The 11,383-nt window shown below is 38.0% G+C and carries 11 protein-coding genes; 8 read left to right on the top strand and 3 right to left on the bottom strand.

Annotation, left to right across the window (positions count from 1 at the left end; all coding sequences use genetic code 11):
- Positions 1 to 2 precede the first annotated feature (2 nt).
- The 4 genes from trpB to scfB all read left to right on the top strand — a co-directional run bounded on the left by trpB (position 3) and on the right by scfB (position 3,955).
- Complete coding sequence (gene trpB, locus AC1DIT_RS03910) at positions 3 to 1,196, top strand: tryptophan synthase subunit beta (protein ID WP_016113836.1); 1,194 nt, start codon at positions 3 to 5, stop codon at positions 1,194 to 1,196.
- Between the two features lie 3 nt (positions 1,197 to 1,199).
- Positions 1,200 to 1,961 carry a tryptophan synthase subunit alpha gene (gene trpA, locus AC1DIT_RS03905; protein ID WP_016132600.1) on the top strand — a complete coding sequence of 254 codons (762 nt, stop codon included), beginning with the start codon at positions 1,200 to 1,202 and terminating at the stop codon, positions 1,959 to 1,961.
- Between the two features lie 310 nt (positions 1,962 to 2,271).
- Complete coding sequence (gene scfA, locus AC1DIT_RS03900; protein ID WP_016113838.1) at positions 2,272 to 2,421, top strand: six-cysteine ranthipeptide SCIFF; 150 nt, start codon at positions 2,272 to 2,274, stop codon at positions 2,419 to 2,421.
- A gap of 127 nt (positions 2,422 to 2,548) precedes the next feature.
- Complete coding sequence (gene scfB / locus AC1DIT_RS03895; RefSeq protein ID WP_016113839.1) at positions 2,549 to 3,955, top strand: thioether cross-link-forming SCIFF peptide maturase; 1,407 nt, start codon at positions 2,549 to 2,551, stop codon at positions 3,953 to 3,955.
- 290 nt (positions 3,956 to 4,245) lie between these two features.
- Here scfB and AC1DIT_RS03890 read toward each other — a convergent pair whose 3' ends face one another.
- Complete coding sequence (locus AC1DIT_RS03890; protein WP_016113840.1) at positions 4,246 to 4,641, bottom strand: hypothetical protein; 396 nt, start codon at positions 4,639 to 4,641, stop codon at positions 4,246 to 4,248.
- Positions 4,642 to 4,872: 231 nt separating this feature from the next.
- Here AC1DIT_RS03890 and AC1DIT_RS03885 point away from each other — a divergent pair, with 231 nt between their 5' ends.
- Both AC1DIT_RS03885 and AC1DIT_RS03880 read left to right on the top strand, forming a co-directional pair.
- Entirely contained in the window at positions 4,873 to 6,369 is a 1,497-nt protein-coding gene (locus AC1DIT_RS03885; protein ID WP_016113841.1) for an L-lactate permease, read from the top strand.
- A gap of 102 nt (positions 6,370 to 6,471) precedes the next feature.
- The gene (locus AC1DIT_RS03880; protein ID WP_016113842.1) at positions 6,472 to 7,155 is read left to right on the top strand and encodes a DUF2278 family protein; all 684 of its coding nucleotides are present in this window, start codon (positions 6,472 to 6,474) and stop codon (positions 7,153 to 7,155) included.
- Between the two features lie 14 nt (positions 7,156 to 7,169).
- Here the strand turns inward: AC1DIT_RS03880 and AC1DIT_RS03875 are convergent, their stop codons facing one another.
- The gene (locus AC1DIT_RS03875) at positions 7,170 to 8,003 is read right to left on the bottom strand and encodes a hypothetical protein (protein WP_016113843.1); all 834 of its coding nucleotides are present in this window, start codon (positions 8,001 to 8,003) and stop codon (positions 7,170 to 7,172) included.
- A 275-nt stretch (positions 8,004 to 8,278) separates the two neighbouring features.
- Between AC1DIT_RS03875 and AC1DIT_RS03870 the strand changes: the two genes are divergently transcribed.
- Together AC1DIT_RS03870 and AC1DIT_RS03865 are read left to right on the top strand one after the other, a co-directional pair.
- Positions 8,279 to 9,079 carry a zinc ribbon domain-containing protein gene (locus tag AC1DIT_RS03870; RefSeq protein ID WP_016113844.1) on the top strand — a complete coding sequence of 267 codons (801 nt, stop codon included), beginning with the start codon at positions 8,279 to 8,281 and terminating at the stop codon, positions 9,077 to 9,079.
- A 19-nt stretch (positions 9,080 to 9,098) separates the two neighbouring features.
- Positions 9,099 to 10,358, top strand: a complete 1,260-nt coding sequence (locus AC1DIT_RS03865; protein ID WP_016113845.1) for a TcaA 3rd/4th domain-containing protein — start codon at positions 9,099 to 9,101, stop codon at positions 10,356 to 10,358.
- A 328-nt stretch (positions 10,359 to 10,686) separates the two neighbouring features.
- On the opposite strand, the gene AC1DIT_RS03860 is transcribed toward AC1DIT_RS03865, so the two are convergent.
- Positions 10,687 to 11,118, bottom strand: coding sequence for a hypothetical protein (locus AC1DIT_RS03860; RefSeq protein WP_016113846.1), 432 nt, complete (start codon positions 11,116 to 11,118; stop codon positions 10,687 to 10,689).
- Positions 11,119 to 11,383 lie beyond the last annotated feature (265 nt).

The raw sequence follows: 11,383 nt of genomic DNA, 5'->3' as shown, positions 1-11,383 counted from the left end.
ATATGCAATATGCATATCCAGATGAAAAAGGTCACTACGGTATATACGGAGGACGTTACGTTCCAGAAACACTTATGCAGTCCGTTTTAGAATTAGAGGAAGCATATAAAGAAGCGATGCAAGATGAAGCATTTCAACAAGAATTAGAGCATTATTTACAAACGTATGTTGGAAGGGAGACACCGCTTTATTTTGCTGGAAATCTCACAAAGTATTGCAAAGGAGCAAAAATTTATTTAAAGCGTGAAGATTTAAACCATACAGGAGCCCATAAAATTAATAATACAATTGGGCAAGCGCTTCTTGCAGTACGAATGGGAAAGAAAAAGGTTGTAGCTGAAACAGGAGCTGGACAGCACGGGGTTGCAACGGCGACGGTATGTGCCTTACTCGGTTTAGAGTGCGTCATTTTTATGGGAGAAGAAGATGTAAAACGTCAAAAGTTAAACGTCTTCAGAATGGAACTATTAGGAGCGAAAGTGGAAAGCGTTGCAGCAGGTAGTGGAACGTTAAAAGATGCAGTAAACGAAGCGCTTCGCTACTGGGTTGCACATGTGCACGATACGCACTATGTGATGGGATCTGTCCTTGGACCGCATCCATTCCCGCAAATTGTACGTGATTTCCAAAGTGTAATCGGGAAAGAAACGAAGAAGCAATATGAAGCGTTAGAAGGGAAATTACCAGAAGCGGTTGTTGCTTGCATCGGCGGTGGTAGCAATGCGATGGGCATGTTTTATCCGTTTGTACACGATGAAGAAGTTTCTCTTTACGGCGTAGAAGCAGCAGGTAAAGGGGTTCATACAGAGAAGCACGCAGCAACATTAACGAAAGGAAGCGTTGGCGTCTTACATGGTTCTATGATGTATCTCCTCCAAAATGAAGAAGGGCAAATTCAAGAGGCACACTCCATTTCAGCAGGGCTCGATTATCCTGGAGTTGGACCAGAACATAGCTTGCTAAAAGATATTGGCCGTGTTTCCTACCACTCAATTACAGATGACGAAGCGCTGGCTGCATTTCAGTTACTAACGAAAAAAGAAGGAATTATTCCAGCATTAGAAAGTTCCCATGCAGTGGCGTATGCATTAAAACTCGCACCTACAATGAAGCAAGATGAAGGGCTTGTTATTTGTTTATCAGGTCGTGGTGATAAAGATGTGGAAAGTATAAAACGTTATATGGAAGAGGTGTAAACGATGGGAGTAGAAAGAATTACAGTGGCATTTCAAAATGGAAAAAAAGCATTTATCCCTTATATAATGGCGGGAGATGGCGGCTTACAAAAGTTAAAAGAGCAAATTCGTTTTCTAGATGAAGCAGGAGCGAGTATTGTTGAAATTGGTATCCCTTTTTCTGATCCAGTTGCAGATGGACCAACAATTCAAAGGGCAGGAAAACGAGCATTAGATAGTGGAACAACGCTCGGAGGAATCTTTCAAGCATTAGCGGAAGTAAGACAAGAAGTAACCATTCCATTTGTACTTATGACCTACTTAAATCCAATTTTAGCATTTGGCAAAGAACGGTTTACTCAAAGTTGTCTGGAAGCTGGTGTTGATGGCATTATCGTTCCGGACTTGCCGTATGAAGAACAGAATATTATTGCACCCCTCCTTCGGGATGCAAATATTGCTCTTATTCCACTTGTTACCGTAACGAGTCCGGTTGAACGGATTGAAAAAATTACGAGTGAATCGCAAGGGTTTGTCTATGCGGTAACGGTAGCGGGGGTCACTGGGGTTAGACGTAACTTTAAGCAAGAAATTCATAGTTACTTAGAAAAAGTAAAAGCACATGTACATCTTCCAGTAGTTGCTGGATTTGGAATATCAACAACTAATCAAATAGAAGAGATGATTACTGTATGTGATGGAGTGGTTGTGGGAAGTAAGGTAATTGAGTTGTTAGAAAAAGAAAAAGAAGAGGAAATTTGTGAACTGATTGCTGCAGTGAAATAAGAAGAAGAGGCTGCCTGTTAAGGGGGCCTCTATATTATATGAGCAAGTTTCAAACCATTAAGGCCTTTCACATCAGTGGGGGGGTTCTTCATCTCCCACTAATTATTAGTTGAGCGAATTGGCTTTTACGGACAGTTGATTCCCAAACTAATATGAAAACATCAAGAATGATTGACGTAAACCAAAGGTGTTGTTAAAATTGTTACTGGAATTAATGTGAAATATTTCACAAATTGTAGTTTTAAATGTGAAAACATTCACAAATGTTGAGGTTGTTTCTTAAAAATATTTTTAAAAGGAGTTATACGTCATGAAAAGAATCGTAACACTAAGTACTCGTAAACTGACAGATACAGTAAAACATGGTGGTTGTGGTGCATGTCAAACATCTTGCCAATCAGCTTGCAAGACGTCTTGCGGAGTTGCAAATCAAAAATGTGAAAACATAATGAACAGATAGAAAATGAGAAACGTACCGCCCAACTGCTTCCCAGATGGGCGGCCATTTTTATCCCGCATGAACAAGAAGTAAAAGCCCCATTAACGGAAGCTTTACTTTATAGATAAAAGGAGTTTGATTATTAAATATGATTCATCAATATAAATTAAACGGATACAACATCGTACTCGATACCTACAGTGGATCAGTACATGTTGTTGACGACCTCGCTTATGAAATCATCACGCTTTATGAGACTACTGTTGCAGAAGAAATCATAACAATGATGCTAGAAAAATACGTACATGATTCCGATATCTCTGAGAAGGACATTCGAGAAACCATTGCAGATATCGAAGAGCTAAAAAATGATGGGAAACTCTTTGCTGAGGATGAATATAAGAGTCTCTCAATTGATTTAAGAAATCGCCAAACTTATGTAAAGGCCCTCTGCCTCAATGTTGCACATACATGTAACTTATCATGCGAATACTGCTTCGCCAGCCAAGGAAAATACAATGGAAGCAGAGCGATTATGAGTTATGAAGTTGGCAAAAGAGCTATCGATTACCTATTGGAAAACTCCGGTCATCACCGAAATCTCGACATCGACTTCTTCGGGGGAGAGCCGCTCATGGCCTGGAAAGTTGTAAAACGGATTGTCGCTTACGCAAGAAGTAAAGAAAAAGAGTACAAAAAAACGTTTCGCTTTACCTTTACTACAAATGGCATGTTGCTAAACGATGAAATCACTGATTTTTTGAATAAAGAAATGTACAATGTCGTATTGAGTCTTGATGGAAGAAAAGAAGTCCACGATCACCTTCGTAAAACAGTAACTGGAAAGGGGAGCTATGATTATATCGTTCCGAAGTTCCAAGAATTCGTCAAAAAGCGTGGAGATAAAGAATACTATGTGCGTGGAACTTATACTCATAACAACGTTGACTTCACCAATGACATTTTTCATATCGCAGATCTTGGTTTTGACAAGCTCTCGATGGAACCGGTCATTTGTAATCCGCGGGAACCATATGCACTCACCGAAAAGGACCTTCCAGATATTTATAACCAGTACGAAATTCTCGCCAAGGAAATGCTAAAGCGTGAGGAAGAAGGTAATGGATTCACTTTCTACCATTACATGCTTGACCTCTCAGAAGGTCCTTGCATCCAAAAGAGAATTTCTGGCTGCGGCTCAGGAACCGAATATTTCGCTGTCACACCATGGGGCGAGTTCTTCCCTTGCCACCAGTTCATCGGGGATAACGAATACAGTATGGGAAACATTTGGGATGGGATTACAAAACAAGAGATGCAATGTCAATTTAAAGAGAGCAGTTGCTACTCGAAGCCAGAATGTCAGGACTGCTGGGCGAAACTTTACTGCAGTGGTGGTTGCCCTGCCAACGCATTGCACGCAACCGGCTCCATCAATGGAATCTACGATTTTAGCTGTGACATCTTCCGTAAGAGAGTAGAATGTTCCATGATGGTTAAAGTAGCAGAATCCATGAGAACTATGAAAAAAAACAAACAAGCCGTGGCACATTGAACTACCTCCACCTACCTCTACACGAGCTTTGAGGTGGGGGATTCTCCTGTTTCGGCCCTAGCAAAAACAGTTCCCCTCGTTCAACAAAGAGGATACAACGATATAGAAGTTCCGTAGTGTCCCTGAGACGACCCATTCGGTCTTCCTAGGAAAACAAAATAGGTACAGCTACTTTGTTCTTATATCGAGGCGTAGAACACCTTGTCATGCATCCAGTTCCTAGACTTGTTATCTGCTCTGGTAATAAGCGTAAGAGACTGTGACAAGGTGCTCTTTTTTCTTTATGTAAATCATTTTGCTAGTTTTTTCTTCTCACTTTCAAATAAGTCTAATCGCTCGATTTGTAACCCTTCTTTCGGTTGATTCACATCATATAACTGATAGAAATGAGGCGTACGAATATCCAATCGATTGTTTAATTGATGCCAATGGCTCCAGTGGTGCGCCTCTTTCTTTGGAATATAAGACTGCAGCACCTGGGGCACTTTCTCTTTATATCCTAACCCTCGGCGTCCAATCGTGAAAGCTGCGGATTGATGAATAGAGATACCGAATTTCCGCATATACTTCATTTTCCCTGCAATCGAAGTGTAGGCGGGATTCACTTGAAAGACAGCCACGCCCATTTTATCTGCACGACTGAGAATTGCATTTGTCATCTTCTCATACGCAAACATACTCTTCATTCGATTCGCTCGTTTCCTCTCTTTGATTCATTTCTGAAATCAGCTGCCAAAATTGTTCTTTGTTCATATCTAAAACCCCTTTTGAGAAATATAGTATTTCTTGTAGTGTATCGTTTTTTCGATCATTTACTTGATAAAGAATAGTAAAAAACTGCTGTAAAATGAATTGAATATTCCGTCAACTGTTATATAATAGTTACAATTGTATCTTATAAGAAACGAGATGATGGTATGGCTGTATTGTTAGCCCTTATTCCGATTATGATGATTTTTATTTGTTTATTTGTATTTAAGCAAACATCACTTAAAGCATCGTTAATTTCCTATATTGTATGCGGTGGAATCGTTTTACTAACACCGATATTTCGCTTGCAAATAGGTGAGGTGATGCATGCGACATTTAAGGGCGGACTAATTTGTTTTATTGTAGGCTATGTTTTGTTTTTTGGTATTTTTTTATTTCACCTGATGAACAAAATGGGGTATATCAATCAAGTCGCGCGATTTATGGAACAAGTTACACATGATCGATTATTACAAATGCTCTTGATGTGTTTTGGGATTTGTCCACTTATCGAATCAGTGAGCGGATTTGGAATTGGTTTTATGGTAGCGGCTCCTATTTTTCTCTCGCTAGGTTATAAGCCATTTCAAGCAGTTTTATTATCGTTTATCGGTTTATTGGCGAGTTCCTGGGGAGCAATGGCAACAGGAACGATTATTGGATCACAGCTTATCAACATGCCATTAGTAAACTTAGGATCTCGTACAGCATTATTAAGTATTCCGATATTCGCATACTTTGTCATACTTTCTTTGTATGTAGTTGGCGGCTGGCAAGCAGTGAAGGGAAAATGGAAGGAAGGGTTCGGTTTTTTTCTCTTATTTTCTATATCAATCTATCTTTCTAATGCATACGTAAGTGTTGAACTAGCTGGGATTTTAAGTTCGATTGTAACAATTACATTTGGCTTTCTTATCATTAAAATAACAATGAGGCAAGGGAAGGAGATGTTATCAGAACATGCGGCAACTGTAGAACGAGAAGCCTCTATTTTAAAAATTATAAGTCCTTATTTATTTTTAACGGTTTGTATCTTACTATCTCGTCTCATTCCGTCTCTACATCATACGCTACAATCTTATGCAGTTCTCGACTTACCATCATATTCTTACAAACTAGAACTATTGTATTCACCAGGTTTTTGGCTTGGTGTTACGTGTTTATTTGCCATCATTTTCTTTCGAATTCCATCTACTATAATAAAACAATCTTTATCTCAAACGATCAAACAATGGGTACCGTTTGCAATTACAACGACAATGTTTATTGCGATTTCAGAATTAATGGGTGCAGCGGGTATGCACACATTATTAGCGGACGCAGCAGGGCAAACATTTGGAACATTATTTGTCTTTGTAGCACCTTTCATCGGTGGAATTGGTGGCTTTCTGACGGGAAGTAACGCAGGATCAAATGCGATGTTTATTAAACTACAAATGCAGACAGCGCAGAATGTAGGACTTCCGTGGCAATATGTTACAACCCTTCAAAATACAGCTTCTTCTGTAGCGACAATTGCTTGCCCATCACGGATTACACTCGGGGCCTATTTATGTAATATCCTGTATCGTGAGAATGAATTGTTAAAGAAGACAACGCTTATGATTTTTGGAGCGGTGTTGATTGTGGTGGTGGAGGTTGCCGGGTGGTATGTATTACAATGAGAAGTTTGAAAGAAAATCCTCTATTCTAGAAGGATTTTCTTTTGCTTTAGGGTAATTTGTAAAGTAGTAAGAGCTTTAAGTCAATGAATAGGAGATGATCCCATGCCCTTAAAAAACTACGGAGTCCTAAAAGGTACAGCACTACAATCTATGATTGGAAAAGGGAAGACACCTCATTATCAAGTTCATTTGCAAGGGGAGGCTGAAGTAGAGTATCGGATCGCAATCAATGTAAAATCACAAAGTTATCCATCAGAAGTTTTATATTTTGCAAGTGAAAATATTAGATCGGAAGCAATTACAATTTTACCGACATTACCATTTGGTTTTACGGAAATAAAAAATAATGAGCCGAGAATTGCGTTAGATTATGTGCGAGGACAATTATTCGATTCGAAGGAGATGATCCCTCTGCCACCTGAAAAGTCAGGACAGGATAATGATTTAAATGAAAAAATGGAACACTATATAAAACGAGCAATAGAGGAAAAGGCAATTATTTATGCGTTTGGAGAACGATGGGGACCGGAAGATAATGCGCCTGATCGATATTTTCATTTTAAACCTGGTAACGGCATACATGATATTCATATGAATCAAGGAAATGTGGAGAAATGGAAGAATGATGATGGTACATGGCAAGACGGTGGGATATTAATCCACTTTGAGAAAAAGCAGCAATGGGCAGGAATTTTTCTTGCGTTTCAATCGCAGTCTTGGTGTACGGATGAAGAGGGACATGCACGTGTTCCTGTGGAGCATTGCAATTATAAGACGAAGAATTAATTAAAACAGCTAGTTCATTTCGAACTAGCTGTTTTAATTTTGTAGCAAATAAAGCTGATGAATACAGCGATACATGAAAATAGTATGGCTATGCTAGAGAAAGCGAGTAAGTACGTATTGTATTTCACTACATTTCCTATTAGCTGATTACTGTCATAATGAAAAAGCCTTGCTATGCTATTAAACAGAAATAGGAGAAGGAACATAGTGATGATTCCATCTAATGAGCCCTCTATATCTGGTTTGCTCAAGGCAATATGTGTAGAGATACAAATTGCGATGAAAAGAAAAAGCCAAAACAAAGGATTAAATAAGTTGCTAACTGTAAAAAGGCTTTTTAATAAAAGTATGGATGATAAGAAAATATTTTGCAGCGTGTCGATATTGATAGAAGCAGCTTGAGCATTTGTTTTAAGAGCATTTATAAATAAGGAATAAGACTGTGGTACGAAATAATACATAGAGATTACTAATGTAATCATTCCTGAAAAAATAGGAGCAATTCCGATGAAAAAATTCCCTATTCTTTGATATATACTTCTTTGATTATATTGGTGCCTTACATACCCCAAATAGCCGTTATTTGTATTGGTTGGGAACAGTTGGATTGCTATAATCTGATGCCTGAATAATAAACACATAAAAGCGTGCCCAAATTCATGAATAGGAACACCAATCCACGCTGTTAAAAGGAAACCTTTTCTACCAAAAGCTCTCATCCAATATGTTCGTGTAAGAGATTCTAAATAACCTAATACAAAACCAACCAAAATGATGATACCGATTAAAGAAAATAATTGTATCAAACTTGTAAGGAGTATATGAAAAATTGAGTATGCTAGTTCCATAATTTTCGTCCAATCTATTTATTTTATCCCGTAAAAGCCCGATGCGTTCAACTAATAATCAGTGGGGAATGAAGAAAACCCCCACTAATTAAAGTTTCACTTTATCAATTTAGGTTTTCGGTATTTTTTATAATAACATTTTGTTAGCAGATTACCAGAATATATATGGTGGAAAAGTATAGAATATATAACTTTTTCTTGTAGTCATGTTTCCTCTCCTCGTACATATATTGAATCTGTAACGGCTTGAAGATACATGCAAGGGAGATGATAGGATGACATGTCCAGAGTGCAAAGCTGAGCATACAAGTGAAGCGAAATTTTGTGGTAATTGTGGGCATTCACTTACAGAGCAAGTTGTAGAACATCATGCAGAACAAGGGGAACAGCAGTTGTCCCAACCAGCACCTGTCCAGGAGAATCGTTCGAATGAAACGGTAGAGCAGGCGAAACAATTTGCGAGTGGATATTTTCAGTTTTTTAAGAATGCATTAAAATCTCCGGCCGCAATTATGAAAAGTGGACATATTGAGGTAAGGAATGGGATTACAAGTCTTGTTCTCATTTGTTTTTTATTTGCTTGTATGTTTTATCGGATGATGAGTGCGACTGCATTAATTGCAACGGGTATTATAGGAGGCGCTGGATTTGCACCTGAAGCAACCCCTTCTTTTTTTGGAGAATCTGTTAAAGTCTTTTTCTATTTCTTAATTTTATTTCTTTTTATTGGATTTATCATTTTTGTAAGTGGAAAACTCATGAAATCATCTTTTTCTTTTTTAGAAACGCTAGGGGGGTGGGGGACAGTATCGACACCAGCTGTCGCTGTCCTTGTTATTGCACTCTTATTTAGTTTTTTATTAATTTTTCTACTACCGTTATTTATAAGCCTTGCTGTGATATGTATGAGTGTTTGCACAATTGTTTCAATATTAAAGTTAGACAGAGGTGGATTAGATCCAGTATATACACTTATTATCGCAAATATTTTGATTTCAATTGCGAGCTGGATTGTGCTTTGGTCTTATATAAAAACAATACTTGATACCTTAACTGGAGGTTTAACAAACTTCTAATGAAAAGGTGGAGGAATGGATGAACGTTTGTGCAAAATGTGGTTCACAGTTAATGGATGGCGTGGGATTTTGTCAAAGGTGTGGGGCTAGAAGGGATGAGCATCGGCGAGTAGGGAACGAAAAGGAACCACAGATACGAAAGAAAATAAGCAAGGGGAAGAAAATATGGACTGGGGTTGTCATTCTTTTTATTGTTGGTTTTGGCGGAGCATATCTGTATGGAACAAAGTATTATTCTGCACAAGCACAAATTGATAGAATGGTTACGATTTTACAAGACAGAGATACGGAAAAACTAATTGATATTGTTACAACAGATGACCCGCAATTTGTAGTAGATAAAGAGAGTGTAAGACCGTTGTTTTCGTATATAAAAGAATATCCGTCCTATGTTAATGATTTAAAAGCTTCTATACAACAGCAAAAGAAGAAGCAAAATGATGTAGAAAAAGTAGATTTTGTATTAACGAAGGATGGAAAATACCTCTTTCTATTTGATCGATATAAATTGAAAGCAAAAACCTATTATGCAACGCTCCTTACGAATGAAAAAGATGCATTGTTAAAAATAAATGGAAAAGATTTAGATAAGACAACTGATAAAATGTTTGAAAAGCAATATGGACCATTTTTCCCAGGTATTCAAACGTTTCAATCAGAGTTTAAAAATGATTATGTGAAGCTAGCGCGTGAAGAAAAGGTTGTACTTATGAAACAAAATCAAAATAATGTAACAGTTGACTTATCGTTAAAAGGTCACTACATTACCATTCAAACAAATGTAGCGGGAGCAACATTATATGCCAATCAGAAATCGATTACGACATTGGTGGGGGAAGAATTTAAGTGGGGACCAGTAGCTACAGATGGAAGCGTCTCTATTTATTTAGAAAAAGAAGGTGCAAATGGAAAAGAACAAACAAAGGTGGAAAATATATCGACAAGTCAATATTATACACTTTCGTTTCAGAAGAAGCCTGAAAAACAAGAAACATCTTCTTCTCCATCAACTGTGACAACAAAATATGTATATAACGGATTTTTCTTTCCTGATAGTCATATTCGTAAGTTAACAAGTGTAGAGCTGCAGTCCCTAACAAAAGAACAATTGCGGATCGCGAGAAATGAAATATATGCTCGGCATGGGCATGTTTTTCAAACGAAAGATATACAATCATACTTTTTAAAGCAGTCGTGGTATCGTGAAAATCCATATTATACAGGAGAGTTGAATGATGTGGAGACGTATAATGTTGAGCTTATAAAGTCAAAGGAGTAGGCATTATCACTTTTTATGTTGTAGAGATGAAAGGTACATCAACGATCATGGTGGTGTACCTTTTTTATTTATCCCGCTATTCGCGGGCAGTAAGACCCCCACCTCAAGATTTAGGAAGAAACGAGGAAGATAGGTGGGACTAACTGCCCGTAAAAGCCCGATTGGTGAGGGCTAATAATCAGTGGTGGATGAAGAAAACCCCCACTGATTAAAGTTTCACTTTATGTGTTTGCATTTCATGTTACAAATCCTTTTATGTGTCATGGTAATGATTACCTTATTCTGGTTGAAAAATATAGAAGAATTTAAAGGGAAGATTACCTTTTTGTTATTTCTGTAATGGCATGAGGGAAGTTCTAGCTGGTTCGCGAGAAAAAAAGATATGAAAGAGAAAGTTGACTCTACTTGCTCTGCCAGTTGTACTAGCCTGGACATCGGATAAAGAACTGGAAGAAAGTATGGCTTCCGAATTCGGTGGAACTGTAATCTCCAGTCTACTGTTTAATTTTTTTGATGTTACAACTGTTATTGTGTCGTAAGAGAGGTTGATAATCTTTAGAATACCAAGTGGATAGACAGCATCGTCAGGCTGAGAGGTGGATGCAAATAGGGTAGATTTCCAAATTTCTTGAAAAAAGGTATCGCTATCAGCCGACCAAGTCTGTGCACCGTAAAGTGTTGCACTAATACTGAATTCCTGTTCAAGTGATTGGACAACTTTTGGTTCAGCAGGAGTAGAGATAAGAAAATTACTGCACATTGATTCTTTTCACCTACTTTCCATTGCGATTGTTATAGCATATTAATAATTAGGTTTATGGGACACGACGCTTTACCTATAGTGTTCAAAGGGTGTTTAAAAATATATGAATACAAATTGAAAAACTGACAGAAAACCATTCTTTTTAGGTGGGAGAGAGCGTCGGGCCAAGCATAGAAGCGGTCAGATCCTTTTTGAGCCCCATGCCAAGTGAAAACAAAGGGAGAAAATGAGTGCAAGGCTCTTTTTGTATGCATAGCCGCGA

Source organism: Bacillus sp. 05T22, assembly GCF_056396765.1.
The sequence above is the reverse complement of the archived record's forward strand: the minus strand, read 5'-3'. Positions and strand labels throughout refer to the sequence as shown.

What these genes read in the sequence shown, in the direction of transcription:
- AC1DIT_RS03890 (WP_016113840.1), bottom strand. Translation starts at nt 4,641, where the DNA reads ATGAAGAGTATGTTTGCGTATGAGAAGATGACAAATGCAATTCTCAGT.
- scfA (WP_016113838.1), top strand. Translation starts at nt 2,272, where the DNA reads ATGAAAAGAATCGTAACACTAAGTACTCGTAAACTGACAGATACAGTA.
- trpB (WP_016113836.1), top strand. Translation starts at nt 3, where the DNA reads ATGCAATATGCATATCCAGATGAAAAAGGTCACTACGGTATATACGGA.
- AC1DIT_RS03865 (WP_016113845.1), top strand. Translation starts at nt 9,099, where the DNA reads ATGAACGTTTGTGCAAAATGTGGTTCACAGTTAATGGATGGCGTGGGA.
- AC1DIT_RS03860 (WP_016113846.1), bottom strand. Translation starts at nt 11,118, where the DNA reads ATGTGCAGTAATTTTCTTATCTCTACTCCTGCTGAACCAAAAGTTGTC.
- scfB (WP_016113839.1), top strand. Translation starts at nt 2,549, where the DNA reads ATGATTCATCAATATAAATTAAACGGATACAACATCGTACTCGATACC.
- AC1DIT_RS03875 (WP_016113843.1), bottom strand. Translation starts at nt 8,003, where the DNA reads ATGGAACTAGCATACTCAATTTTTCATATACTCCTTACAAGTTTGATA.
- AC1DIT_RS03870 (WP_016113844.1), top strand. Translation starts at nt 8,279, where the DNA reads ATGACATGTCCAGAGTGCAAAGCTGAGCATACAAGTGAAGCGAAATTT.
- trpA (WP_016132600.1), top strand. Translation starts at nt 1,200, where the DNA reads ATGGGAGTAGAAAGAATTACAGTGGCATTTCAAAATGGAAAAAAAGCA.
- AC1DIT_RS03880 (WP_016113842.1), top strand. Translation starts at nt 6,472, where the DNA reads ATGCCCTTAAAAAACTACGGAGTCCTAAAAGGTACAGCACTACAATCT.
- AC1DIT_RS03885 (WP_016113841.1), top strand. Translation starts at nt 4,873, where the DNA reads ATGGCTGTATTGTTAGCCCTTATTCCGATTATGATGATTTTTATTTGT.